The 23,675-nt window shown below is 37.9% G+C and carries 29 protein-coding genes; 7 read left to right on the top strand and 22 right to left on the bottom strand.

Going from position 1 to position 23,675, the window contains the following annotated elements:
• Positions 1–13 precede the first annotated feature (13 nt).
• The 6 genes from AC04QZ_RS14495 to AC04QZ_RS14470 all read right to left on the bottom strand — a co-directional run bounded on the left by AC04QZ_RS14495 (position 14) and on the right by AC04QZ_RS14470 (position 3,613).
• Positions 14–295, bottom strand: a complete 282-nt coding sequence (locus AC04QZ_RS14495) for a Txe/YoeB family addiction module toxin (RefSeq protein WP_086549191.1) — start codon at positions 293–295, stop codon at positions 14–16.
• On the bottom strand, positions 277–486 hold the full coding sequence (locus AC04QZ_RS14490) for a DUF2683 family protein (RefSeq protein WP_478358326.1): 210 nt from the start codon (positions 484–486) through the stop codon (positions 277–279). The genes AC04QZ_RS14495 and AC04QZ_RS14490 overlap by 19 nt, the downstream gene beginning before the upstream one ends.
• 29 nt (positions 487–515) lie before the next feature.
• Positions 516–1,190 carry a carotenoid biosynthesis protein gene (locus AC04QZ_RS14485; RefSeq protein ID WP_086549189.1) on the bottom strand — a complete coding sequence of 225 codons (675 nt, stop codon included), beginning with the start codon at positions 1,188–1,190 and terminating at the stop codon, positions 516–518.
• Positions 1,160–2,257, bottom strand: coding sequence for a glycosyltransferase family 2 protein (locus AC04QZ_RS14480; RefSeq protein ID WP_478358325.1), 1,098 nt, complete (start codon positions 2,255–2,257; stop codon positions 1,160–1,162). The genes AC04QZ_RS14485 and AC04QZ_RS14480 overlap by 31 nt, the downstream gene beginning before the upstream one ends.
• A complete protein-coding gene (locus AC04QZ_RS14475) occupies positions 2,254–2,877 on the bottom strand; it encodes a 1-acyl-sn-glycerol-3-phosphate acyltransferase (protein ID WP_478358324.1) in 624 nt (207 codons plus the stop codon). Before AC04QZ_RS14475 ends, AC04QZ_RS14480 begins: the two co-directional genes overlap by 4 nt.
• A gap of 229 nt (positions 2,878–3,106) precedes the next feature.
• Positions 3,107–3,613, bottom strand: coding sequence for a phosphoribosyltransferase family protein (locus AC04QZ_RS14470; protein WP_029275623.1), 507 nt, complete (start codon positions 3,611–3,613; stop codon positions 3,107–3,109).
• A 194-nt stretch (positions 3,614–3,807) separates the two neighbouring features.
• On the opposite strand from AC04QZ_RS14470, the gene AC04QZ_RS14465 reads away from it, so the two are divergent.
• Positions 3,808–4,512 (top strand): head GIN domain-containing protein, encoded by a 705-nt coding sequence (locus AC04QZ_RS14465; protein ID WP_086549514.1) that lies wholly within the window; start codon positions 3,808–3,810, stop codon positions 4,510–4,512.
• 116 nt (positions 4,513–4,628) lie between these two features.
• Positions 4,629–5,945, top strand: coding sequence for a serine hydrolase domain-containing protein (locus AC04QZ_RS14460; RefSeq protein ID WP_478358323.1), 1,317 nt, complete (start codon positions 4,629–4,631; stop codon positions 5,943–5,945).
• A 20-nt stretch (positions 5,946–5,965) separates the two neighbouring features.
• Here the strand turns inward: AC04QZ_RS14460 and AC04QZ_RS14455 are convergent, their stop codons facing one another.
• The 3 genes from AC04QZ_RS14455 to AC04QZ_RS14445 form a co-directional block, all read right to left on the bottom strand.
• Positions 5,966–6,379, bottom strand: a complete 414-nt coding sequence (locus AC04QZ_RS14455; protein ID WP_086549185.1) for a hypothetical protein — start codon at positions 6,377–6,379, stop codon at positions 5,966–5,968.
• Positions 6,380–6,464: 85 nt separating this feature from the next.
• Complete coding sequence (rlmD, locus tag AC04QZ_RS14450) at positions 6,465–7,877, bottom strand: 23S rRNA (uracil(1939)-C(5))-methyltransferase RlmD (RefSeq protein ID WP_478358322.1); 1,413 nt, start codon at positions 7,875–7,877, stop codon at positions 6,465–6,467.
• Positions 7,878–8,019: 142 nt separating this feature from the next.
• Positions 8,020–8,130 (bottom strand): phenylalanyl-tRNA synthetase subunit alpha, encoded by a 111-nt coding sequence (locus AC04QZ_RS14445; RefSeq protein WP_478358321.1) that lies wholly within the window; start codon positions 8,128–8,130, stop codon positions 8,020–8,022.
• 212 nt (positions 8,131–8,342) lie between these two features.
• Between AC04QZ_RS14445 and AC04QZ_RS14440 the strand changes: the two genes are divergently transcribed.
• From AC04QZ_RS14440 to crtD, 3 genes are all read left to right on the top strand, one after another.
• A complete protein-coding gene (locus tag AC04QZ_RS14440) occupies positions 8,343–8,801 on the top strand; it encodes a DoxX family protein (RefSeq protein WP_478358320.1) in 459 nt (152 codons plus the stop codon).
• Between the two features lie 157 nt (positions 8,802–8,958).
• The gene (locus tag AC04QZ_RS14435) at positions 8,959–10,662 is read left to right on the top strand and encodes a M28 family peptidase (RefSeq protein ID WP_478358319.1); all 1,704 of its coding nucleotides are present in this window, start codon (positions 8,959–8,961) and stop codon (positions 10,660–10,662) included.
• 4 nt (positions 10,663–10,666) lie between these two features.
• Complete coding sequence (gene crtD / locus AC04QZ_RS14430) at positions 10,667–12,154, top strand: 1-hydroxycarotenoid 3,4-desaturase CrtD (RefSeq protein WP_478358317.1); 1,488 nt, start codon at positions 10,667–10,669, stop codon at positions 12,152–12,154.
• Between the two features lie 69 nt (positions 12,155–12,223).
• On the opposite strand, the gene AC04QZ_RS14425 is transcribed toward crtD, so the two are convergent.
• Genes AC04QZ_RS14425 through AC04QZ_RS14405 form a run of 5 tightly spaced genes read right to left on the bottom strand, consistent with a single transcriptional unit; the run spans position 12,224 to position 15,991 of the window.
• Positions 12,224–12,727 carry a shikimate kinase gene (locus AC04QZ_RS14425; RefSeq protein WP_478358316.1) on the bottom strand — a complete coding sequence of 168 codons (504 nt, stop codon included), beginning with the start codon at positions 12,725–12,727 and terminating at the stop codon, positions 12,224–12,226.
• Positions 12,728–12,750: 23 nt separating this feature from the next.
• Positions 12,751–13,197: a DinB family protein gene (locus AC04QZ_RS14420; protein WP_478358315.1), complete on the bottom strand. Its 447-nt coding sequence runs from the start codon at positions 13,195–13,197 to the stop codon at positions 12,751–12,753.
• Positions 13,198–13,200: 3 nt separating this feature from the next.
• Positions 13,201–14,256, bottom strand: coding sequence for an ABC transporter permease (locus AC04QZ_RS14415; RefSeq protein ID WP_478358314.1), 1,056 nt, complete (start codon positions 14,254–14,256; stop codon positions 13,201–13,203).
• A 2-nt stretch (positions 14,257–14,258) separates the two neighbouring features.
• Positions 14,259–15,410: a BT_3928 family protein gene (locus AC04QZ_RS14410; protein WP_478358313.1), complete on the bottom strand. Its 1,152-nt coding sequence runs from the start codon at positions 15,408–15,410 to the stop codon at positions 14,259–14,261.
• Between the two features lie 35 nt (positions 15,411–15,445).
• On the bottom strand, positions 15,446–15,991 hold the full coding sequence (locus tag AC04QZ_RS14405; RefSeq protein WP_478358312.1) for a DUF1599 domain-containing protein: 546 nt from the start codon (positions 15,989–15,991) through the stop codon (positions 15,446–15,448).
• 99 nt (positions 15,992–16,090) lie between these two features.
• Between AC04QZ_RS14405 and folP the strand changes: the two genes are divergently transcribed.
• Positions 16,091–16,942, top strand: coding sequence for a dihydropteroate synthase (gene folP / locus AC04QZ_RS14400; RefSeq protein ID WP_478358311.1), 852 nt, complete (start codon positions 16,091–16,093; stop codon positions 16,940–16,942).
• A 269-nt stretch (positions 16,943–17,211) separates the two neighbouring features.
• Positions 17,212–18,003 (top strand): diadenylate cyclase CdaA, encoded by a 792-nt coding sequence (gene cdaA / locus AC04QZ_RS14395; RefSeq protein WP_086549174.1) that lies wholly within the window; start codon positions 17,212–17,214, stop codon positions 18,001–18,003.
• A 304-nt stretch (positions 18,004–18,307) separates the two neighbouring features.
• Here cdaA and AC04QZ_RS14390 read toward each other — a convergent pair whose 3' ends face one another.
• From AC04QZ_RS14390 to AC04QZ_RS14355, 8 genes are all read right to left on the bottom strand, one after another.
• Positions 18,308–18,718, bottom strand: a complete 411-nt coding sequence (locus AC04QZ_RS14390; RefSeq protein WP_086549173.1) for a BrxA/BrxB family bacilliredoxin — start codon at positions 18,716–18,718, stop codon at positions 18,308–18,310.
• Between the two features lie 96 nt (positions 18,719–18,814).
• A complete protein-coding gene (locus tag AC04QZ_RS14385) occupies positions 18,815–19,294 on the bottom strand; it encodes a CCC motif membrane protein (RefSeq protein ID WP_478358310.1) in 480 nt (159 codons plus the stop codon).
• Between the two features lie 8 nt (positions 19,295–19,302).
• Positions 19,303–19,623 carry a DUF2752 domain-containing protein gene (locus AC04QZ_RS14380; protein WP_478358309.1) on the bottom strand — a complete coding sequence of 107 codons (321 nt, stop codon included), beginning with the start codon at positions 19,621–19,623 and terminating at the stop codon, positions 19,303–19,305.
• Entirely contained in the window at positions 19,604–20,038 is a 435-nt protein-coding gene (locus AC04QZ_RS14375) for a YkvA family protein (protein ID WP_086549171.1), read from the bottom strand. Before AC04QZ_RS14375 ends, AC04QZ_RS14380 begins: the two co-directional genes overlap by 20 nt.
• Before the next feature lie 17 nt (positions 20,039–20,055).
• A complete protein-coding gene (locus AC04QZ_RS14370; protein WP_478358308.1) occupies positions 20,056–20,940 on the bottom strand; it encodes a YARHG domain-containing protein in 885 nt (294 codons plus the stop codon).
• A gap of 22 nt (positions 20,941–20,962) precedes the next feature.
• On the bottom strand, positions 20,963–21,589 hold the full coding sequence (locus AC04QZ_RS14365) for a DUF2306 domain-containing protein (RefSeq protein ID WP_478358307.1): 627 nt from the start codon (positions 21,587–21,589) through the stop codon (positions 20,963–20,965).
• The gene (locus AC04QZ_RS14360; RefSeq protein WP_478358306.1) at positions 21,590–21,997 is read right to left on the bottom strand and encodes a hypothetical protein; all 408 of its coding nucleotides are present in this window, start codon (positions 21,995–21,997) and stop codon (positions 21,590–21,592) included.
• Positions 21,998–22,105: 108 nt separating this feature from the next.
• Positions 22,106–23,623 (bottom strand): GH3 auxin-responsive promoter family protein, encoded by a 1,518-nt coding sequence (locus AC04QZ_RS14355; RefSeq protein WP_086549169.1) that lies wholly within the window; start codon positions 23,621–23,623, stop codon positions 22,106–22,108.
• Positions 23,624–23,675: the final 52 nt, after the last annotated feature.

The following is a 23,675-nucleotide window of genomic DNA, read 5'->3' as shown; positions in this document are numbered from 1 at the left end:
TTCTCAGGATTAGTTATTTATCGTGATAATGTCCCTTTGCCGAGATTACAAATACTGTAATAATCTCTTCATCGATCCTATAGACTAACCTATCTTTTTTATTTATTTGTCTTGACCAATAGCCAGAAAATTCAAATTTTAATTTTTCAGGTTTACCTACGCCTGATGCCGGATGAATACTTAATTCTATAAAAATTTGCTGGAGTTTTTTAATCGAAGCTTTATCTCCTGATTTAAAGATCTCAGCTAATTGTTTTTTAGCTTGATCCGTAATGTCTACAAAATACTTTTCCATATATTTTGAACATCACTAACCCTTGTTAAATGTCCATTTTTCACATCATCTTCACCTTTAGCTATTTCATTTCTAAATTCAACGCTATAGCTTTTCTCTTTTTTAAAAGTTACATTTAATGCTTGTAACACGGCCTCAACTGCCAAAAGCTGTTTTTTATTTTTAGGCTGTACGATTAGTGTTTCCATCATATAAAATTAATTAAAATAACTTCACAAAATTAAGCAAAAATATTTGTTCCGGTTGTCATGTATAAGACAACAAAAAAGATTAGCTGTGAAAGGAACATAGTCACGCCAATATATTTCTGTTGCTTTAGCCCCAGGGCATAGTAAAACTTTAACAAAATTACCGACACAATAAACCAGGCTACATAATTTTGAACAGGGATTTCGTGCCAGTCCCACTGCCAGTAGTTAAATTTCATGGCCACAGGCTCTAAAAAGAAATCGAAACCTACCAGTATAAAAGCACCAATAACCGAAGCCAGAATGCTATTCCTGATTTTCATACTTTTCATCATTTGCCCCACACTGAAAATAAGGATTACCCAATTTACGCCCATTAATAAAGGAACCGCAGCAACTTTGTATCCCAGTGTATCGCCATAGTAATAGCTACCGAATATTTTTCCGGTATGCACCCCCAATACCTCAACCAGAAAACCACAGAGAAATACGCCCGAAACCAGTAATAACAAACGTTTCACATCGGCATTGTAAGAAAAAACAATTACGGCAAACATGAGCAATAAATGAAAGGGAACAAGTTTAATAAAATAGGGCTGTGCAGCTGGAATTAAGAAGCCAAGCAAGCCAACCAGATGAAAAACGATAATTATTGCTACTGCAATCCTTTTAACCTTTATATCGCTTTGATCGTTCTGCCCTTCCATGTGCCTGTTTTAAAAATATGTTTTTTTATAGAAATAAATGAAATAATTAAGAAGAACAACATCTGTAAAGGATGTAAAATCAGATTTATCAAAACATGCTGTCCGGATAAATAAGAGATCATCATTCTGCTTAACACTATTAAAGTTAATGGTAATACAAGTAAAGCAACATTAAAGTTTAAGATTAAAATTACTGGCCCTATGGTTACCAAAAGCTGGTAAAGTAATAATATTATGATGTTATTACCAAAACCTGCCAGTAAATTTTTACTGAAACCGTTCAGGCTTTCGCCTAAATTCTTGTACATCCTGCAATAGATCAGTCCGTTGGCTAAAAGTGCTTCTGCGTTAAATTTTTCCTGTTTTACCAGTTTCATTATCTCTACATCTTCTACAACCTGATGTTTAACCCGCTCATGCCAGTGATTTTCTTTGTAATGACGGGCATTAAAAAACATACACTGCCCGCTTGCTGCCGAAAATGCCGGATTTTTCGAGAGTTTAACCAATCGTAAGGGCAATAAATTCAGTAGAATAAAATGCATTAAAGGAACAGTCAACCACTCGCCTATCGATTTCATGCTTTGATTGGTAAAAACACTTAATAAAGTCAGACTTCCAATTTCCATCCTGTTGATCAAGCTATTGATCAAGCCTCTTTTTATTGATTCATCGGCATCGATAAACAAAAGATATTTCCCGGTTGCCAGTTCGCTCAGCTGGTGGCAGGCATAGTTTTTACCAAGCCAGTTTTGAGGAAGTGCTTCACCGCTAACCACTTTAAATTGCGGATTTGTAAGGCAAAATTTTTCGACGATCTCGAAAGTATTATCGTCGCTGTTATCATCTAAAACAATAACCTCATAATTGGTGTAATCCTGATTTTTTATGGAATCGAGCAGCGCTAAAATATTCTCTGCCTCATTTCTTGCCGGGATTAAGATCGAAACCTGATCATGATAGTGTTTAACTACCCTTGGCAACTTCGGATTAGAAAGGAAATTGAAAACAGTAACCGAAAACCTGATGACCAGGAAAATTAAAACGGCGTAAATAAAAATGGTCATTCAATAAGCTGAGTTTGTTTAACAAGCGATTGATCGTAATGTTTATTGTAGGCGCTTTTCAGCAGTTGCAAGCTCACATACTCCTCATTCTCCCAATGCTGTAGATAAGTATAAGCGGAGGGTTTTCTTTTCGCGAAATAATCGATAAAGGTAGCCGCAAAAATGATATTGATTTTTTTCTGACTGGCATTGATCATCTGCATTACCCCTTTTTCGAAACTGATATTTTTGAGGTGGTTCGAATATAATTTGCCCTGAGGAAATACAAGCACCAGGTTTGTGGGGTTATCTAATAATTTGCCAGCATAGTTAAGGGTTTCTAACACATCTTTGCCTTTATTTTCAGCAGCAAAAGCGCCAAGATACTTCAGAAAACCAACTTTATTGTAATTTTCGGCGTTCACTAGCACATGAAATTGTTTCTTAAATACTTTTTTGTTGATATAAAACAGGAAAAACCCGTCCCACCAGCTAAAATGATTGGCTAAAATTAATATGGCAGCATCTGGTTTTATTTCCACTTCACCGTAATTAAAAGCCGAGAAATCTTTTTTGATGATAAACCGGATGTACCAGGAGAAAAAGCTGAAGATCAAATTATTTTTTCTGGGCTGATACATTTCGGGAAATTGCAAAAAATTGGGGTGAATTGCAAATATCCTTTTCTTTAAGATGATCAATAGTCCTCGTTTGTGACGAGGATTAGTAAGATCCACATTTGTAATGTGGTGCAATAGCCCTGTAATTTAGCTATATCCTAGCGATGAAATCGCTGTTCTCGGGCATCCTCGTTGCAAACCAGGACGATATTAATCAATTCCATCTTACCTCCTCCATTTTACATCTTCTCTAGCTTAAATAAACCCGGTCTTCTTCGCCTTCTACATCCATCACTACATCTACATGTTCTTTTAAAATGGTAGCCAGTTCAAGACCAACAAAGTCGGTTGCGATAGGGAAAATTTTATGGCTTCGATCAACCAAAACTACGGTACGGATTTTTTTATGTGGCGTATTTAAGAAAACGCCCAAGCCATAAGCCAGGGTTTTACCGCTGTTTAATACATCATCAACAATAATAATCACCTTATTTTTCCAATGGCTCTCATCTAAATCGGTTGAGGCAACCAATTTGCTGCTTTCTTTCTGCAGGTCGATACGCAACAAAGTTAGTTTAAAGCCTGAAATCTTTTTAAGCACTTTTTCTAACCTTAAGGCTAATTTGTAACCACGGTCCCAAATGCCGGCAAGCACCACTTCTTTCTCGTTCAGGTTATCCTCTAAAATCTGATAAGCGATACGATCTATTTTCTGCTGAATTTGTTTCTTGTTAAGAATAAGTAATTGCGATGCCATTGTATAAAAAAGGATTGAATACAAAAAGAACGATTTTAAGGATGAAATTCAAACTATTTGAAAAATAATTTCGATTGTTTGCAACGTTTTCACCAAAGATGCGTCTAATCAATAACCAAAACACAAAACCGGGGCCATCGCTGCACAAATACTGCATAAGGATCGCTTCAGAATCATTTAACGAAAAAACGACTATGAAAACCCTCATCAAATCATCCGCCATTTTATTTATAGTGGTAACCAGCTATATGGCTAAAGCACAGGAAACTAAAAGTTTTACGGTTAAAAATTTCAATAGCATTGGGGTAAGCAGCGGTATCGACCTGTACCTCACTCAGGGAGGCAGCGAAAGTGTGAGTATAAAATCGGATGCTGAAACATTAAAAGATATTGTTGTGGAACAGAATGGTGGCAATGTGAATATAAAATTTAAGGATGGTGTCAATTGGAGTGGTCTGTTTAAAAACCGAATCATTAAAGCCTATGTAAGCTTTAAAACTTTAAATGCCATTGCAGCATCGGGCGGTTCGGATGTTTTTACACAAAATCAGATCAAGACAGATAAACTGGCCATTCGCTCTTCAGGCGGATCAGATTTAAAATTAAGCATTGTTTGCAACGACTTGTCTATTCAATCAAGCGGGGGCAGCGATCTCGATTTAAAAGGTAAAGCAGAAAATATGACCATTCAATCGAGCGGAGGTAGCGATATTGACGCTTATGAATTAATTGCAGATTATGCAAAGGTGCAGGCTTCTGGTGGTTCTGATGTAAATCTCTATGTAAATAAGGGTTTAGAGGCCAGTGCAAGTGGCGGTGGTGATGTAAGTTATAAAGGAAATGCTTCACTCAAGAAAACATCAACCTCAAAAAGTGGCGATGTGCACCACGTAAATTAAAAGTTTAGTTTAGTTAATAATACGCGCTGCTTTGTGGATGCAAAGCGGCGTTTTTTTTTATTAAATATGCAACCCTTTTATACTTCTTATCGTCAATAGAGGAAAACTCAGCCTAAATGAAAAAAAACATATTAATCCTTATCATCATATCGTTCTTTTTAAGCAAAGTCAGTTATGGTCAAAGCTCACTTTCAAAAAAAATTAATGATTACATTACCTATATCGATACGAATCATAGAGCAGTAGGTAGTTTATCTATTTTTAAGGATGGAGAAGAAATATACAACCGAAGCTTTGGGCAAACCAGCCTAAAAAACGTAAGCTATAATGCCAATACAAAATATCAAATAGGATCAATCACAAAATTGATTACTGCAACTCTTATTTTTAAATTAATAGAAAAAGGAGATTTAGACTTAGAAGACAAACTAGCTGTTTACTATCCTCAAATTCCAAATGCCAGCAAAATTTCGATTAAAAACCTACTGGAACACAGTAGTGGTTTGGGCGATTTTCTCATGAAAAAAGACAGCATATTTTGGCTTACAAAAAAGGTTAGCGAACAGGATATTATGAACGAAATTATTCGCCAGGGGGTGAATTTTCAGCCAAACGAAAAAGTGGCTTATTCAAATACAGGTTATTATCTGCTTACTAAAATTTTAGAAAAAAAACACAAACAGCCTTATGCAAAAATAGTAGATGAAGAAATTGCAAAGCCTTTGAAACTTAAAAATTTTTCAGCTTATACACCAAAAACTACAAATGTTTTTCAATCTTACAATTATATCAACCAATGGAACATTATTGAGGATCTAAATTTCAGCAATGTAACCGGGGTTGGAGATATCTCATCAACCACTCAGGATTTAAATGTTTTTATTACAAGTTTGTTTCAGTATAAAATTTTGAAGAAAGAAACTGTTGAATTAATGAAACCAAAGCATGAAACATTTGGTAGAGGAATAATGCCTATTCCTTTTTACGAGTCGATGTATTATGGCCACGCTGGTGATACTTATGGAACACACTCTATTGTTGGCTATAACGAAAATGATAGAATTAGCTGGGCATTAGCATTAAATGCTACGCGTTTCGATAAAAATGACTTCGCGATAGTTTTGTTGAGTATTATCTACAACAAACCCTACGAATTGCCAAATTTTAAACCCTACCTTAATGTAAAAACCAATGATTTGGATAAATACCTGGGCGTATATGCCAGTCCAGATTTTCCATTAAAAATTACGGTTTCTAAAAATGGCAACATTTTAAAAGCACAAGCTACCGGCCAAACGGATTTTCCTTTAGATTGCTACGAAGTAGATAAATTTACTTCAGCGCAATACAAGCTAACGATTGAGTTTTTACCTTCTGAACATAGGATAATTTTCAGTCAGGGCAAGAACCGAATAACAATGGATAAGGAATAAATCCCTAAGACCTTGGCCTTCTACCCTCTGCCTTTTTTATATGGATAATAAATAAAGTTGGCGCCTTCAGGAACAATTACGAATACACACATAAAATCCTCTGGCTTTTTATAAACTTTTAAGAACGGCTCTTTTTTTTCTTTGCTGATGATTCCTTTTTCTACAAACTCTTCCAAGGTAGAGGCTTGTATGGTCCAATCGGTATTGAGCTCCTCTTTATTTAAAATAAGTTCACCGATGTTTACTTCGTGCTGATGTGCAATAAAAATCGGGTGTGCAGAAATCCCTTCAACCATAATTTCAATTGCCACTTCTTTAATGGCATCAGCATAAAACTCCAGGTCTTTTTCTAAACTTACCAGCGGACTTTCCTGTTTTTTTTGTGGTGTTCCGTTCTCTTCGGGCGTTGCGCCTAATAATTCTTCTCTATCCATTTCAAGGTAAAAGGTTTATGTTTTAAGGTGTAGGGTTTAAAATGACAACATTTGATTTTAAGGTGATAGCCTTAAACCTTTTGCCTTACCCCTTAAACCTTAATAATACAACGTTCTCTACGTGTTGTGTGTGCGGAAACATATCTACAGGTTTAATACGCACCACATCATACTTTTCTTTGAGCAATTCTAAATCTCTTGCCTGCGTAGCTGCATTACAGCTTACATAAACAATTTTTTCAGATTCCATTTCCAGTAATCTTTGAACCACATCTGCATGCATTCCGGCGCGCGGTGGATCAGTAATCACTACATCTGGTTTACCATGCGCCAGGATAAATTCTGAAGTGAGAATATCTTTCATATCTCCTGCATAGAAGATCGTATTATCAATGCCATTTAACGCAGAGTTAAACTTTGCATCTTCAATAGCAGTTGGTACATATTCTACGCCTACCACCTGCTTTACATTTTTTGCAATAAAATTTGCAATGGTTCCGGCACCAGTATATAGATCATAAACCAGCTCATCGCCTTTAAATCCGGCAAAATCCCTGGTGATTTTATATAATTCGAAGGCCTGTTCTGAATTGGTCTGGTAAAAAGATTTTACACCAATTTTAAAACGGATGCCGTCCATTTCTTCGAAAATATGATCGCGACCAGAGAAAACCACCACATCCTGATCGAAAATGGTATCGTTTTTCTTTTGGTTAACGATATACAACAACGAAGTGATCTGTGGAAATTCATTTTGAAGGAAAGCCATCAAACCATCAACCTGTGCCTGTTCGGGATAAGCAAATACCACGGCAACCATTACCTCTCCTGTGCTCGAAGTTCGGATAATCAGGTTACGTAAAACACCTTCATGATTACGCAGATCGTAAAACGAAAGGTTATTTTCTAAAGCATATTTACGCACTGCATTTCTAATCGAATTAGAAGGCTCATCCTGCAGGTAACAATGTTCAATATCTAAAATTTTGTCGAAACGCAAAGGCACGTGAAAACCAAGGGCATTCATATCAAAATCTTCATCACGTTCTACATCAGTTTTTTCTAACCAACGTTTGTTCGAAAAAGTAAATTCTAATTTATTCCGGTAGTAACTATTTTTTGCTGAACCTAAAATAGGTTCCGTTCCAGAGGTATCTATTTTACCTAAGCGCTGTAAAGCCGCTTCAACATTTTTCTGCTTAAACTTCAACTGCGCATCGTAGCCCATGTGCTGCCATTTACAACCGCCACAGGTTCCGAAATGAGGACAAAAAGGATCGGTTCGTAAAGCTGATTTTTCATGAAGCTGATCAATAATTGCTTCAGCAAAATTCTTTTTCTTTTTGGTCAACCGAACATCTACCACATCACCAGGAACAGCTTTATCAACAAAAATGACCAATTCGTCAGCCTTGCCAACACCTTTTCCTTCTTCAGCAATATCGATTATATGTACGTTTGGAACAATAGTTACCGTACCTGGTTTTCTTCTACTCATTATTTTGCAAAGATAGAAAAAAGAGGTTAAAGGTAGAAGGCAGAAAGGTGGAGGGTTTAAAACCCGGTTAATCAAGAAAGATTAGGCAATACTGTCTTGTTCGAACGTGGATTGTTCGTTAAGAAAAATTAGATTTCAAAAATTATTTTCCAAAAAATTTAAATGCAGCGCCCCAAAAGCCATCCAACCAGGTAAATTTCAGGTCAAATTTTTCATCTACTTGTACAGAAAATTCTAATATTTCTTTGCTCATGATAAAAAACCTATCTATTTAAGCAATAATACTAAATTTATACCAAAAACCAAAACGGTACAAATTAAATTTATGTTAATTTTACATCAAATGGTTAAAACAGCTTTTTAAAATAAATTCAGCTTTGATCTATTGATTTTCAGTTCTTTATTTGACAAGCCAATATAAATCCGTAACTTAAAGTATCATTCACATAAAAATGGAGGTTCATTATGAACGTTATCCGTAAAATTGAACATTGGGGAGATGTTCATCACTCAAAATGGCTGGATTATCTTCGGATTGTGCTTGGCCTGATCATTTTTGGAAAAGGTGTTTCTTTTGTCAGCGACACTTCGGTTCTTCAAAATATGATTACACAAAACAACGTATTTGGTTTTTCGGGCATGCTCATCAGTGTTGCCATTCACGTTGTTGCATTTGCACATTTGGTTGGGGGTGTTTTAATTACATTAGGTTTAGTTACCCGCTTTGCCGTTGTCATTCAGATTCCAATCTTATTGTTTGCTGTATTTTTCGTTAACCTTACCCCGGGTTTTTCCACACCAAATTCGGAGTTATGGTTTTCGGTACTGGTGTTGTTTCTACTCATCATGTTTTGGGTAGTAGGCTCAGGCCCCTTATCGGTTGATGAAGGATTGAAAAACAAAAAGGGAAGACGTTTCGCGTAGCTTATAAGCTTCTGCATTAATGAGTGCCTAGGATAGTGCTGTGCCACGATTAAGTATGCAAATGTAATATGTGGTGTTACATTTGCATACTTAATATCTTATTCGATTCAAGAAAAGAATCAAAAGCTATTGTTATCTTTCGCTTTTACTAACGATCATGAAAACGAAGATACTTTTTGCCCTGCTTTTTGCGGGCTTGGGATGTTACGCACAAAATTCAACAGATGAATATTTCAACCTGACAAGGAAAGGCTTCATAGCAAAAAATGCCTATGAAACGACAGCTTTTGTCGAAAAATATTTTCGTATACCCGGCAATACAGGTTTTAATGCAAGTATTTATTATGTAGAAAATATCCTCAAAAAAGCTGGCTTTGTAGAACAGAAGCAGAATGAGTTTGAAGCGCCTTTAACTTATCGCATCGAAAAAAGAGCGATGAAAAATAATACATGGGAACCTGTAGACGCCAACATAGATATTGTTGGCGAAACAAAACCACTCATCTCTTACAAAACCAACCGCAACATGATTCCGGTTAATTGCGGCTCAACTCCGGTTGGAGGTATTATTGCACCTGTGGTTTTCATTACCAGCGTATCACCTGCAGAAATAGAAAAAATGGACCTGAAAGGGAAAATCCTATTTTCAGAGAGCAACCCATCACGTTTACTTCAAATAGCCACCAACGCAGGAGCCATTGGTGTACTGGGTTATTCTATGCCAAAATATACCCAACCCGAGGTACACCAAACGTCTATCCAGTTTGGGAACATGAAAGCCAATAGCGAGGTATGGACATTACTTTTATCTTATGCGGCCAAAGAAAAGTTAAAAGCAGCCTGCTTAAAGGGTGAAACCAAATTGAAAGTAAATATCCAGACTAAAATTTATCCTTCAGAAGAATTAACCATCGTTGCAAATATTAAAGGCAGTGTAAATCCTAACGAACGATTTGTATTCAGTGCCCATGTTCAGGAACCGGGTGCAAACGATAATGCAAGCGGTGTGGGTACATTAGCCGAAATGGCCAGGTTAACGGCAGAATTGTATCAGGCAAAAAAAATAAGTCCGAAGCGCAGCTTAACCTTTTTATGGGGCGACGAAATTGTATCAACCAGAAGATACATTACTGAAGATACTACCCGAGCCAAAGGCATTATGTGGGGAATGAGTTTGGATATGGTTGGTGAAGACACCCAAAAAACCGGCGGTTCTTTCCTGATTGAAAAAATGCCAGATCCTTCTGCTATCTGGACAAGAGGAACAGATAAACATACCGAATGGGGCGCAGGTGACGTTACTGAAAAAGATCTTTTCCCTCATTATTTTAACGATTTTATTTTCGATATCTGCAAAATACAGGGCAAATTTGCCAACTGGACAGTTAACTACAATCCTTTTGAAGGTGGTAGTGATCATACCCCATTCTTGCAGCATAAAATCCCTGGTTTACTGATGTGGCACTTTACTGATGTATTTTACCATACAGACAATGATAGGATTGATAAAGTTTCGCCAACCGAAATGAAAAATGTTGGGATAAGTGCTTTAACTGCGGCTTATACTTTAATTTCTGCAGATGAAAATACAGCGATAGCCACTGTTTCGCAGGTTAAAACGGATGCCCTAACCCGTTTGAAAACCGAATTTGAATTAAGCAAAAAAGAAATTGCAAAAGGGAAAGGCGCCACAGATGAGAAACACATTATTGAAGTCTGGGCAAAATGGTATACTGATGCCTTGGCTACCATAAATAAAATGCCCGTGAAATCTGAGACTACAAGAGTTGGTTCGGCCATTAAGTTTGCCACCAATGAGATTGAAAAACAAGCAAAGCTATATTTGGAGGAATTGAAATAGATTGATGGATAAACCAAAAGCAATAATTATCGGTGCTGGAATTGCAGGAATTGCATCTGCCATTCGCCTTGCTGTAAAAGGCTATGAGGTTGATGTTTATGAGGCTAACTCAAAACCTGGAGGTAAGCTGGCAGAAATAAAGATGAACGGTTTCAGGTTTGATGCCGGCCCAAGCCTTTTTACCATGCCTCAGTATGTGGATGAGCTTTTTAAACTGGCAGGCAAAAACCCTGAAGATTATTTTGAATATCTAAAACTGAAAGAAGTTTGCCGTTATTTTTATGAAGATGGTTTAAGGTTAAACGCCAGTGCAGACCTGGATAAATTCGCAAAGGAAATTGAAGAAAAAACAACTTCGACTGCCAAAGAAATTACCCGGTACCTAAACAAAAGCAAAACCATTTACGAGGTTACCCACCGTGCATTTCTGGAAAGGAGTTTGCATAAACTTAAAAGTTACCTGCATTGGGATACCTTAAGATCCATATTCCGTTTTGGCCAGATTGATGCTTTTAGAACGCAGGCAAAAGCAAACCAATCTTTTTTCAAAGACGAAAGAATCGCGCAACTATTCAATCGGTATGCTACCTATAACGGTTCCGATCCCTTTCAGGCACCGGCCACATTAAACGTAATTCCACATTTCGAGTACCACTATGGAGCTTTCCTTCCAAAAAACGGGATGTACAGTATTGTTACTGCCTTAGTAAAATTGGCAGAAGCATTGGGGATCAGGTTTCACTACAATCAAAAGGTAGAAGAAATTATTTCTTCCAATGAAGGCAAACCCAAAGTACAGGGCGTAAAAGTTAACGATAAAACCTATAAGGCCGACGTTGTGGTCTCGAACCTCGATATCTGGTTTACCTATAAAAACCTGCTTAAAAATATAACTCAGCCTAAAAAGTTACTCAACCAGGAACGGAGTAGTTCTGCTTTGATTTTTTACTGGGGAATGGATGGGAATTACAGCGATTTGGGCTTACACAATATCTTTTTCACTGAGGATTACCAAAACGAGTTTAATTCGATATGGAAAGATAAAACCATTAGTAACGACCCTACCGTTTATATCAACATCAGCTGCAAACACATCAGAGACGATGCACCCGCAGACAGCGAAAACTGGTTTGTAATGATCAACGTTCCTGCCAATAACGGCCAGAATTGGGAATTATTGATAAAAGAAGCCAGGGCAAATATTATTAAAAAAATCAGCTGTTTGTTAAACAGAAATATTGAAAAAGATATCATTTGCGAACAGATTCTCGACCCGAGAAGCATCGAAGTCAAAACCGGTTCTTATCAAGGCTCTCTGTACGGAAACAGCTCTAACAATCAGTTTTCTGCCTTTTTACGACATCCCAATTTCAGTTCGAAAGTTAAAAATTTATTCTTTTGTGGAGGCAGCGTACATCCAGGTGGAGGAATTCCGCTTGCACTGTTATCGGCTAAAATAATAGATGATGAGATTAGTTCAGTGGTTCATTAGCCATTGGTTGATTAGTAACTATCTGCTTATTGATTAACCGACTAAGGACTCAAGACTAAGGACTGTAGACTATCGATTGTTCTTAATGGCTTCTTCTAACTTTTCTCCATCCAGATCAAATGCGTCTACAATCAGTTTAGCCTGGGTATAAAAAGGATCACGTTCTTCGAGTTTCTCTTTAATAAATACTAAAAGTTGCTCATCGTCTAAATCTTTAATTAATGGGCGTTTTTGACGGTTATGTAAGCGCGACACTAAGGCGGCAGGTTCCATTTGCAGGTAAACCGTTTCGCCATTTGCATTCATCCATTCCATATTGTCGAAAAAACAAGGCAATCCACCTCCAGTAGCCACCACACAGGTTTCTGGGTAATCGAAGGTTTTAAGCATTTCGCTTTCATAATCCCTAAAGCCACTTTCACCGTATTCGGCAAAATATTCGGCAATACTTTTGCCTGTTTTTGAAACAATTTCGGCATCAAGATCGATCACAGGGCAATCTAAACGATGTGCCAGCTGTTTTGCCTTTGTGCTTTTACCGCAGCCCATATATCCGATAAGGAAAATCTTCATGTGTTTCTCTTTTTGCTTCGACCTTATAACAGATGGTCGCGTTTTAACATAATATAATCAGTGACAGGTGGCGTAAAACCTTCCTTTTTCAATAAAGTTACAACCTGTCCGCGATGATAAGTAGAATGATTAAATAAATGAAATAAAATTTCATCTATTCGGTTTTCATACTGAACGCCTTGTGAAGTGCGGTACAAAATCTTTTTATCTAAAGCATGTTCTTTCAAGGCCATCCTGATCAATTTAAAATTTTCAGTTGCAATAACTTCAAAGTTTTCTTTGGGGTGAATATCCCAAACGCCGTAAAGTGGCACTTTGCCCGAAATTCGTTGCGCCCATATGTGCTGCGCATTAAGTACGTGGCTGAACAACCGCTCTGCATCGGGCAGCTCGATGGTTGCAAGCTTAAATATATCAATGATGCGTTGATCGGCAAGCGCAGTATAATTTATAATTTCTTCTTCACGCATGGCTTAGCTTAATTTAACCCGTGGATCAACATAGGCGTATAAAATATCAACCAGAATGTTGATCACCACAAACACGAAAGCAATAAAAAGAATGGAGCCCATTACCACAGGGAAATCAGACATTTCTAGGGCGGTTACCGTCGTTCTTCCCAATCCATTATAGCCGAAAATATATTCTACAAAAAAAGAACCGGCCAGCAAAGAGGCAAACCATCCCGAAATAGCCGTAATTACCGGATTCATCGCATTTTTTAGTGCATGTTTATAGATGATGGTATTTCTGCTTAAACCTTTTGCTCTTGCCGTCCTGATATAATCCTGCGCTAAAACATCCAGCATGGCGCTTCTCGTTAACTGTACAATAATAGCCAAAGGCCTTAAGCCGAGGGTAATCATTGGCAACCATAAGTTCCTTAAGGTTAGTACTTCACCATTAAATGGATCGTAAGAATATAAGCTGCCACTCATTTTCAGGCCCGTATAATTACTCAGCACAAAACCGAACAACCATGCAATAATTATCCCTGCAAAAAAAGAAGGTGCTGATATGCCCAGAATGGCAAATGCATTGGCCGATTTATCAATCCACGAATCTTTATACACTGCTGAAAGCACGCCCAAAAACACGCCAATTATGGTTGCAAAAATCATCGCGGTTAAAGCCAGGATAAAAGTATTCGGTACGGTTTCGGATAGTATAGCAGTTACGTCGCGCTTGGTTTGATAGGAACTACGAAGATAAGGCCATTTGATCACCAGTGCCTTTTTATCAAAGGACATCAGTTTTGCATAATGATATTTCTGTTGATTGGTGCTATCATTATCCAGTATACTAATTGGCGATAAATCGTTAATATATAAAAGGAACTGAACAGGTTTAGAGCGGTCTAAGCCAAACTCTTTACGAACAGCCTCCAGTGATTGTACATCGGCCCTTTGCCCCATGGTCATCCTTGCCGGATCGCCGGGCAAAATATTAAACAGCACAAAAACAACCAATATTACACCGCCCATTACCAGCAGCCCATACATCAGTTTTTTTAGTGCGTATCCGATCATCTTTATTTATCGAAATATTTCCGGCTGAGTTGGTCGAAAGTGGGTACGTTATGAAAATGCCATTTATTGATCACCACACCGTTCTTCATCAATAAAACACCAGGATTTGCCCTTACCATACTTTTTAAAGGTACAGCATCAGCATAAAAAACCTCCGAAAACAGGTTGTTCTTTTTGATAAAAGCCTGTGCATCCTGAGCCGAATTGGAGGTAAGTAATACTGTGCGGATATTAAACTGCTGCGTAGCGTTTAAAGCCAGGGCATTTAGTTTACCAATAGCGGCTTCGTTTGTAGCATGAAGATCGTAGGCTACAAAAATCAAATTATAATAAGGATTTTCGATCAGTTCCTTGGTATAATCGGTACCCGAAGCATCGGTAATGTTCAGGTCCTTAATTTTAGGTTCAAAACCTTTTTTAACCAATCTTTTGGCAGGTTCTCCTATAATTTCCCAGTTATTGTCTTTCCAGATTTCAGTTTTAAGATAGGCTTTATCGCTCATATCTTTCTCCTCATTGGTTTTCTTGTTTTTTAAGTGGTACATAATCTCAAATTCATCTGGTTTTTCTCCCGGAGGAATCACCATTAATGAGGGAAGATGTGCACCAACTTTATAAGGCAGAAAATCGATAATCGGTAAAACATTATAAGTATACAAGCCAAAACCTAAAGATATCACGGTTACTGCAATGGCAATGTTCCGCTGCGTAGTTTCTTTTTTGAATAAAGGTTGAATGAGGTTTTTGTTTAAGAAAATAACAATAATCAGCGCTAAAAGGATCAGGTCTTTACCGAACGACTGCCATGGAGTAAGCGGAATGGCATCACCAAAACAGCCACAGCTGGTCACTACTTTGAACGCTGCCGATATAAATGTGAGCAGGGTAAAAAAGATAATAAGCAGCAATAAACCCCAGGCTACCTTTTTGCTCCAGAAACCCAACAGCAATAAGGCACCGAGCACAATTTCTAAGGTACAGAGTATAATGGCGATACCGGTGGCCATTCCACTAAGAAAATTCATGTGAAAAACCTCAAAATATTCCTGTAGTTTATAACCAAAGCCAAGCGGATCGTTTGCTTTGATGAGTCCTGAGAATATAAATAAGGCACCGACAAAAATCCTGGAGAATTTTAAAAGTATGTTTCGCATCTGTATGTATCTGTTTTTAAAGGCTATTGTGCTATTTATTTAACGCCGAGTTTGATCAGTGCAAAAACCGAATAGTTTAACATATCCTGATAATTCGCATGAACACCTTCCGAAGCCAGGGTTTGCCCTTCGTTATCTTCTATCTGTTTAACCCTAAAAATTTTCATTAAAATCAGGTCGGTTAACGAGCTAATGCGCATATCGCGCCAGGCCTCGCCATAATCGTGGTTTTTGGCAAACATTAAATCTTTGGTTTCCGTTACCTTTTGTTCAAACCGTTTTTCAACTTCGGCATAAGGCATTTCATTCGGGTCGCTCTCGGTTAATTCGAGCTGCATCATGGCAATGATGCAATAGTTTACAATCCCGATGTATTCAGCTATTACACCCTCTCCTACCTTGCTTACTTTTTTTTCTTCCAGGGTACGGATGCGTTGTGCTTTGATAAAAATCTGATCGGTTATCGAACTTGGTCTTAAAATCCGCCATGCAGTGCCGTAATCTTTAGTTTTTTTTAAAAATAATGATCTGCAAACTGCAATCACTTCATCAAATTCGGTAGAGGTATTTGTTTGTGCCAAAGCCAATAATTATTTAGTTTTTAGTGTATTTTTGTCGTGAAAAAACAAAAGCTAAAGATACATTTTTAAAGCGAAACCCAAATCCCGAAAGGGTTTATTATGGCAGAAAAAAACTTTTTTGAGCCCAAACAAAGCTTAAACATTAAAGGTAAGCTTATCGATTTAAGCAGCCCAAAAGTGATGGGTATTTTAAATATTACACCCGATTCTTTTTATAGCAACAGCAGAACAAAATCGATAGACGAAGCCTTAACCAAAGCTGCTCAATTCCTTCATGAAGGCGCTACCTTTATTGATGTCGGCGGGTACTCTTCCAGACCAGGTGCTAAAGATATTTCAGCAGCCGAAGAAGCTGACCGTTTGCTACCTGTGGTAGAAAGTTTAGCTGCAGCATTTCCCGAAGCGGTTATTTCCATCGATACATTTCGGGCAAAAGTTGCACAGGAAACCATTTTGGCTGGTGCGCATATCATTAACGATATTTCCTCCGGGGATATGGACGAGCTCATGTTCGAAACCGTAGCTAAACTACAGGTTCCCTATATGATCATGCACATGCAGGGCACTCCCCAAAACATGCAGCAAAATCCGGTTTATCACAATGTATTATTAGAAGTCATTGATTATCTGGCGAAAAAAGTTGCGGCACTTAAGGCGCTACATATTCATGATGTAATTATTGACCCTGGTTTTGGCTTCGGAAAAACTACCGAACATAATTATGAGCTGCTTAAGCAAATGGAGGCTTTTAAAATTTTCAAACTTCCCATTTTAGTTGGTTTCTCACGCAAAGGAATGATTTACAAAACACTTGGCACTTCGGCAGCAGAGGCCCTGAACGGAACTTCTGTACTAAATACCATTGCACTACAAAAAGGTGCTGGCATTTTAAGGGTACATGATGTTAAGGAGGCGGTGGAGTGTGTGCGGTTGGTAGGCATGTTGAGTTAAGCTGCTGCTATAAGAAAATCACCATTGGATAATTATTTGTTATTAGATCCTGAAGTGAATTCAGGATGACGCCTCCACTTAGATTCGTCCTGCTGAACTTGTTTTATTAGCAGTTTTTCTTGTTTTAAAGGCCTAATAGCTACTTCGTGGTCAGCATCTATTTTTGGGTAAGGATCCTGAAACAAGTTCAGGGTGACGATCATTAATAACCAATTTAAACAGTTAACCTAGTATTGTAAACTGAAAACCGTTTTGCTATCTTGCCATTGATGAAAGGATTAGATTTTGATTTCGTAAAATTCACCATTACAGATGTGGTAGACATTGTGCTTGTGGCACTTTTAATCTATTATGTTTATACGCTAATCCGCAATACCTTAGCTGTTAACCTGCTGGTTGGGATGCTGATTATCGCCATATTTTATCGCGTTGTTGATGCTTTGCACATGAAACTGCTTACTGCTATCATCGAGAAATTTATGAGTGTGGGGATCATTGCATTGATTGTAATCTTCCATCCGGAGATCAGGCGTTTCCTTTTACTGATCGGGAAAAATGCTTTTTTACAAAAGAACAAAGCCTGGTGGGGATATTTATTTGGCCGAAAAGAAATTGAAAGAAATAATTTAACCCGTATAAAACCCATTATCGATGCCTGTAAAAGCATGAAGAAAACGCGCACGGGGGCATTAATGGTATTCGTTAAATTTTACGACGAACAGTTTTTTGCCAATAGCTGCGAACTAGTTGACGCTAAAATATCAAAACGTTTGCTGGAAAGTATCTTTCAGAAAAACAGTCCGCTGCATGATGGTGCTGTAGTGATTTCGGAAAACAAAATTAAAAGTGCGAGCTGTATTTTACCTCTAACGGATAACGATCAATTGCCCTCACAGTTTGGTTTAAGGCACCGCGCAGGTATTGGTGTTTCTGAAACCACAGATGCGGTTGCGGTAATCATATCCGAAGAAACCGGAGAAATATCGTATGCCAAACAAGGCAGGGTAAGAATGAATGTTTCGTTCGGAGAACTGGAGAAATTGCTGAATAAAGATTTTTAGGAGCACAGATTAGGCGATTTAAGGTGATTACACAGATTTAGGAAAATTGTTATCCTGAATAAAACAAAGGACTTCTAGCTGTGAAATATTGAATTTTCGACCAAAGGAACAAACACCATACAATAAAGATCTTTCGACTACGCTCAAGATGAGGTACCGAGGGAGATATTCAGGGCTTCTGTGCCTCCGTGGCAAAACAACTTCTTTAAAATACCCAATAAACGCAAAATGGTGAATGTTCCCACTCACCATTTCATTTATCATTTAAATTACCTTCTTATCGGTATAATTCGTGTAATCAGTTTTAGCAATATTGTTCGAAAGCACCGATCAGGTTATCAGCAATCATTTGTGCTGGTCTGCCTTCAATTTGATGACGTTCGATCATGTGAACCAATTTACCATCTTTAAATAATGCCATTGCCGGAGAAGATGGAGGAAAAGGCATCATATAATTTCTAGCCTGATCTACCGCTTCTTTTTCCATACCCGCAAAAACAGTAACCAATTTATCAGGGTGTTTTTCGTGTGCAGCTGCTGCTCTGGCCGCCGGACGTGCATTTGCTGCTGCGCAACCGCAAACTGAATTTACCACGACCAACACAGTTCCTTCGCCTTTAATCGCTTGATCAACCTCTTCTGCGTTTTTTAATTCTTGAAAACCTACGTTAGTTAATTCCTTACGCATTGGCTCTACTAAATATTCTGGATACATTATCTTAGTTTTTTATTTACAATTTCAATGGTACAAAAATAAGAAAATCGAATGGCATGCACCATTCGATTTATATTTTTAAGGTAAAATTAATCGTTATCTCATGCTCTTGAAAAACTCATCAAACATTTGAGGGTTGGCAATTGCACCAGCGATAATTAATACAATCAGCACAACAAAAAGCACACTCAAAATTGTGGCAATCATTCCACAGATCTTACCTGCCTTTGCATTTTTATAGGATGATTCTGTATACATCCCTGGATTAAGCTGATACTTTTTCATATCTCCGGCGCCTAATATCCAGGCTATTATGCCAAATATTAAACCAAATATTCCATAAAAGCAACATGCTGGTATAGCCAAAATCCCCAAAACAAGAGAAGCTGTTGCATTTGGTAAGTTCTGCTGACCAAAACCTCCTCCTCCGAATTGTCCAAATGGTGGTGGTTGCTGAAAGGGTGGCGGCGTTACCGGACCATTACCTAATGGCTGAAATGGTGCAGGTTCAGGGTTTTGATTCGTTGAAAGATCAATGGGTTTATTTTCTTGAGGGGTTTCCTGTTCTTCTGACATAGCTATATTTAGATCAATTGGTGAGTGTATATTTTGTAAATGTAATTGATTAAAATAATTACTGCAACTCCTGCAAAAACGATTTTAATCAGCTGCGCCCCAAATTTAAAATCTACCTTAAGGTGAATAATGGTAAATACGACGACAAAAATGAGTGGGATTGTTGCAGGATAAAACTTAAATGATGCGATTATATCGCCACGCAGCAAAGCTAAAACAGAACGTTGTAAACCGCAGCCGGGGCAATCTATCCCGAAATGGGCTTTAAAAGGACAGCTGAAAAGATGCGCTCCTACCCAATCAAAAAAACTATGTTGCAGTTGAGCCATCTACATCACCAATAAATTTCACTTGCCCATCTTTCCATACTTTATATTTTTCCAGGTCTTTAAGTACTTGCCTATATACCAGATTTAAGATATAAATGTCATCAACAAAACCTAAAACGGGTACAAAATCAGGGATTACATCTACAGGTGAAAGGAAATAAATCAGCCCTCCTAAAATGGCAATAATAGATCTTTTAGGGATTTCGGTATAATCGCCGTTCACATAATCTTTAGATACCGCGAATAGCAGCACCAGTTTCGACCAAACGCCTTCCAAATCACCTTTATTAGTTACCGCCTTGCCCAGTGCATCCTTAATCGTATTACTGGCTTTGCTTTTATCACTTAAGATTACCGAAGCTTTGCTTTGCGATTTTTTAAAGAATCCTAATATTTTCTCCCTGTTCAATTTCATAATTAATACTTTACAAATTAACGGCCAAAAGCATCATAATTGTCTTCAGCATATTTGGTAAAGCGATCCAATAGTACAATATTTTTGTTTTCTATAGCCGTTAAATCATTATCAACGTTGTTTTTAACAGGAACATACCATTCTACAGGATCGAAAAAATTTCTAAAAGTTTGTTTTTTAAAGGCATAACCATGTCTGGCAAAAATGGTGTTTTTAATAATCTGCAGGTCTAATTTTCTTAAATTCTTCACATCTTCTTCCTTTAACAGGGCTGTTGATGCATTTAATCTAAATATCTGCTCGGAGGCGCTTCTGTAAAAAGTATTTGCGCCTAACGAATCTACACTTCCATCTTCGAGGGTATCTAACTGCGCTACCATTTTGTGGTCGCTCCAGTCTACATATTCCATTTCTGTTGGCAACATGCGGCTTGCATTATATTCGAAAGCTTTTTTTAATAATTTAAATTCTTTTCCAGGCCATTTCAGCTCCTTTTTATAAGCGTTCCATTTACCAATTAAGGTGTCGCCAACAAGGGTGATTTCAAATTTCCCATCGTATTTATCTGTGCCCGGTTCATCCAGAACAAAGGTAATTTTACCACCATCTTCTGATATTTTACCCAATAGTGGACGGCTGTTGCCCGAAACCACACTTTGCGCAATCACAGTATCTTTGGTTATTCTTTTAATATTGATGTTCAGTTTTTTAACCGCATCAGACATATCTCCTTCGTACTCCAATTCATCTGCTGTGTAAAAATCGCCAACCCAAAAACCATAAAGTTCCTTGTGGATTTCCTGCTGTGCAATGCCTGTTGTTTTTTCTTTATTTGTTTTTTTTGTGTCTCTGCATGATAGCATCAAAAAGGGAAGCAGCGCGAATAATAAGATTTTTTTCATCGGTATGTATCTGTATGTGTAGTCAAAAAATTTTCTTTCTGATCAGCCATTCGGCGATTAATAAGTTGGGTATCCAGCCTAGCCAGGCGATGATCTGGTAAACATCCATCGGGGCCGGGTGAAATAAATATACTAAAATAACTTTCCATAGCCTTAAGGTAATCGCAGAAGTTGCCAAAGCAAAACTGCGGTACATAAATTTCTGATGGGCGATTATTTTTCTTTTTAAAATGAGCTGAACTGCCTTTAGCGTAAACCAGAACCACAAAACCCCTAACATAATAAATGAGGTTTTAGCCATTAATCCCCCATTTGCAAACCAGCCGATAAAAATACCAGATGGCGCGGCAAGTAACAATACGAAGCCCACATACAGGTAGCCCAACCACTTATGCACTTTGGGATATTGCGCTAAAATTGTAGGATTAAACTGTGTAAAACCAGCCAACAGCACAAATATGGCACTGTATACATGCACATAAAATACCGGGAGATATGCTTTGATTCCTGATACTTCCGTCTGTTTAATCTGTAGGAAAGACACTTCACTGCTCAGCGGAATATAACGTAAGGTAATCTGCACCATTAGCACAAAGAAATAGGCAAAAAAAAATAGCCAGGCCAAACGTTTATAGCTGATGCCTTTCATTTATTTCTTGTTGAAGAGCGTAAGTAACTTTTTGTCGAAAGGTATTGCAATTAATTTATCATTTGCTACATCTTCCTCATAAAGCTGTTGCTTTTTTGGATCGAATACAAACCTTGCAATAACTGGCATCCGATCGGCATAACTTTCGTGCAGGTTAAAATTATAGGTTTTTGAATAACCCTCAGAAGGATCGGTTTTAGGATTCGGGCTACTCTCGAGCATAATGCCGTAAGAGGTACCACCGTTTTTAACAATCCTTTCGTAAAGACCTTTGGTAAGCTGTTTACATCTGGGAGAAGTTTCTACAATTTTATAGGCAATCTGCGCTTTAAAACTTTCTTTAACCTGGGCCTTAGATTGATATAATGAGGTTCCCAGAATCAAGAAAAGGATGAGGATGTTTTTCATAACTGAGTAGCGTTCTTTAAATATAAACTGTTGCACTGAGCCTGTCGAAATGCGCTAATTAAGTCTTCGACAAGCTCAGACTGACAAAATAAATGAGATTTATTAAATTTAAGAAGATTTCATCATCTCTAAAATATCATCAACGTATTTACGTTCATTGGCTAAACGTGGCACCTTGTGTTGCCCACCAAGTTTATCTTTCGCTTTTAACCAATTGTAAAAAGTATTTGCAGGTGCATTGTGTACTTTAGGTCGTGCTAAGGCCATGTCTTTAAAACGTTTGGCATCATAATCAGAATTAACTTCACGCAAAGTCTGATCCATAATATCTACGAACTTCTCAAAGTCGTTGGGTTGTTTGTCGAATTCGATGATCCATTCGTGTCCACCCGCTTTTTCACCTTTAAAGTAAATTGGTCCGGCGGTATAATCTTTAATTTCTGCACCTGTTTCTTGGCAAGCTTTGGTTAAGGCCTGTTCTGCGTTATCAATAATCACTTCTTCACCAAAAGCATTGATAAAGTGTTTGGTGCGCCCGGTAATTTTGATGCGGTAAGGAGAAAGCGAGGTAAACTGAATGGTATCGCCAATCATATAACGCCATAAACCACCATTTGTAGAAATCACAATGGCGTAATTTTTATGCAATTCAACTTCTCCCAGCATTAATGCCTTTGGATTTTCTTCACAGATATTCTCCATCGGCACAAACTCATAGAAAATACCATAATCCAGCATCAGCAACATCTCTTCTGAATGATCCTGGTCCTGAATCCCAAAAAATCCTTCAGATGCATTATACGTTTCCAGATAATACATTTCATTGGATGGAATAAGCTGTTTAAACTGTTCGCGGTAGGGAGCAAAATTTACCGCACCGTGGATATACAACTCGAGGTTTGGCCAAACTTCCAGTAAATTCTGCTTTCCGGTAAGTTCGAGCACCTTTTTGGCCAGTACAATCGTCCATGTGGGTACGCCCGAAATACTGGTTACATTTTCGTTGATGGTGGCTTCTGCCATTCTATCCATCTTAATTTCGTAATTGTCCATCAAGGCGATAGACATATCGGGTGTACGGTAATATTCGGCCCAGATGGGTAGGTTTTTAATCAATACGGCAGATAAATCGCCATAAAAACAATCTTCATTTAACTGATTAACCTGATGGCTTCCACCTAAAACCAAACCTTTTCCGGTAAACATCTGGTTATCGGGGCGGTTATTGCAGTAAATGGAAAGCATATCTTTACCACCTTTAAAGTGGCACTCTTCCAGCGATTCTGGAGAAACCGGGATAAATTTACTTCTGTCGCTCGTGGTACCCGATGATTTTGCAAACCATTTAATATCAGATGGCCAAAGGATATTCTGTTCGCCATTGAGCATGCGCTCAATGTAAGGCTTCAGTGTATCGTAATTCTGGATCGGAACACGTTCCTGATATTGTTGTGGGGTTAAGATGGTTTTATAATCGTACAGTTTGCCCCATTCGGTATTTTCGGCACTATCAATCAAGGTATGAAACCACTCTTCCTGAACGTCGTACGGATATTTCATAAAAAGCTCGATCTGGTGGATCCGCTTTTTCATTAACCAGGTAAAAATTGAATTTACAAATGCCATTTTTAAATGTTAAAATTAATGAGCTTCATTTTACCACAGATTTTCACAGATA

The sequence above is a fragment of the Pedobacter folensis genome (assembly GCF_056490665.1).
Note: the sequence above shows the minus strand (reverse complement) of the source record. Positions and strands in the feature narration are given on the sequence as shown.

Bases quoted from the DNA above. Each gene is read 5' to 3' on its own strand.
- AC04QZ_RS14495 (WP_086549191.1), bottom strand. From the start codon at position 295: ATGGAAAAGTATTTTGTAGACATTACGGATCAAGCTAAAAAACAATTA.
- AC04QZ_RS14490 (WP_478358326.1), bottom strand. From the start codon at position 486: ATGATGGAAACACTAATCGTACAGCCTAAAAATAAAAAACAGCTTTTG.
- AC04QZ_RS14485 (WP_086549189.1), bottom strand. From the start codon at position 1,190: ATGGAAGGGCAGAACGATCAAAGCGATATAAAGGTTAAAAGGATTGCA.
- AC04QZ_RS14480 (WP_478358325.1), bottom strand. From the start codon at position 2,257: ATGACCATTTTTATTTACGCCGTTTTAATTTTCCTGGTCATCAGGTTT.
- AC04QZ_RS14475 (WP_478358324.1), bottom strand. From the start codon at position 2,877: ATGTATCAGCCCAGAAAAAATAATTTGATCTTCAGCTTTTTCTCCTGG.
- AC04QZ_RS14470 (WP_029275623.1), bottom strand. From the start codon at position 3,613: ATGGCATCGCAATTACTTATTCTTAACAAGAAACAAATTCAGCAGAAA.
- AC04QZ_RS14465 (WP_086549514.1), top strand. From the start codon at position 3,808: ATGAAAACCCTCATCAAATCATCCGCCATTTTATTTATAGTGGTAACC.
- AC04QZ_RS14460 (WP_478358323.1), top strand. From the start codon at position 4,629: ATGAAAAAAAACATATTAATCCTTATCATCATATCGTTCTTTTTAAGC.
- AC04QZ_RS14455 (WP_086549185.1), bottom strand. From the start codon at position 6,379: ATGGATAGAGAAGAATTATTAGGCGCAACGCCCGAAGAGAACGGAACA.
- rlmD (WP_478358322.1), bottom strand. From the start codon at position 7,877: ATGAGTAGAAGAAAACCAGGTACGGTAACTATTGTTCCAAACGTACAT.
- AC04QZ_RS14445 (WP_478358321.1), bottom strand. From the start codon at position 8,130: ATGAGCAAAGAAATATTAGAATTTTCTGTACAAGTAGATGAAAAATTT.
- AC04QZ_RS14440 (WP_478358320.1), top strand. From the start codon at position 8,343: ATGAACGTTATCCGTAAAATTGAACATTGGGGAGATGTTCATCACTCA.
- AC04QZ_RS14435 (WP_478358319.1), top strand. From the start codon at position 8,959: ATGAAAACGAAGATACTTTTTGCCCTGCTTTTTGCGGGCTTGGGATGT.
- crtD (WP_478358317.1), top strand. From the start codon at position 10,667: ATGGATAAACCAAAAGCAATAATTATCGGTGCTGGAATTGCAGGAATT.
- AC04QZ_RS14425 (WP_478358316.1), bottom strand. From the start codon at position 12,727: ATGAAGATTTTCCTTATCGGATATATGGGCTGCGGTAAAAGCACAAAG.
- AC04QZ_RS14420 (WP_478358315.1), bottom strand. From the start codon at position 13,197: ATGCGTGAAGAAGAAATTATAAATTATACTGCGCTTGCCGATCAACGC.
- AC04QZ_RS14415 (WP_478358314.1), bottom strand. From the start codon at position 14,256: ATGATCGGATACGCACTAAAAAAACTGATGTATGGGCTGCTGGTAATG.
- AC04QZ_RS14410 (WP_478358313.1), bottom strand. From the start codon at position 15,410: ATGCGAAACATACTTTTAAAATTCTCCAGGATTTTTGTCGGTGCCTTA.
- folP (WP_478358311.1), top strand. From the start codon at position 16,091: ATGGCAGAAAAAAACTTTTTTGAGCCCAAACAAAGCTTAAACATTAAA.
- cdaA (WP_086549174.1), top strand. From the start codon at position 17,212: ATGAAAGGATTAGATTTTGATTTCGTAAAATTCACCATTACAGATGTG.
- AC04QZ_RS14390 (WP_086549173.1), bottom strand. From the start codon at position 18,718: ATGTATCCAGAATATTTAGTAGAGCCAATGCGTAAGGAATTAACTAAC.
- AC04QZ_RS14385 (WP_478358310.1), bottom strand. From the start codon at position 19,294: ATGTCAGAAGAACAGGAAACCCCTCAAGAAAATAAACCCATTGATCTT.
- AC04QZ_RS14380 (WP_478358309.1), bottom strand. From the start codon at position 19,623: ATGGCTCAACTGCAACATAGTTTTTTTGATTGGGTAGGAGCGCATCTT.
- AC04QZ_RS14375 (WP_086549171.1), bottom strand. From the start codon at position 20,038: ATGAAATTGAACAGGGAGAAAATATTAGGATTCTTTAAAAAATCGCAA.
- AC04QZ_RS14370 (WP_478358308.1), bottom strand. From the start codon at position 20,940: ATGAAAAAAATCTTATTATTCGCGCTGCTTCCCTTTTTGATGCTATCA.
- AC04QZ_RS14365 (WP_478358307.1), bottom strand. From the start codon at position 21,589: ATGAAAGGCATCAGCTATAAACGTTTGGCCTGGCTATTTTTTTTTGCC.
- AC04QZ_RS14360 (WP_478358306.1), bottom strand. From the start codon at position 21,997: ATGAAAAACATCCTCATCCTTTTCTTGATTCTGGGAACCTCATTATAT.
- AC04QZ_RS14355 (WP_086549169.1), bottom strand. From the start codon at position 23,623: ATGGCATTTGTAAATTCAATTTTTACCTGGTTAATGAAAAAGCGGATC.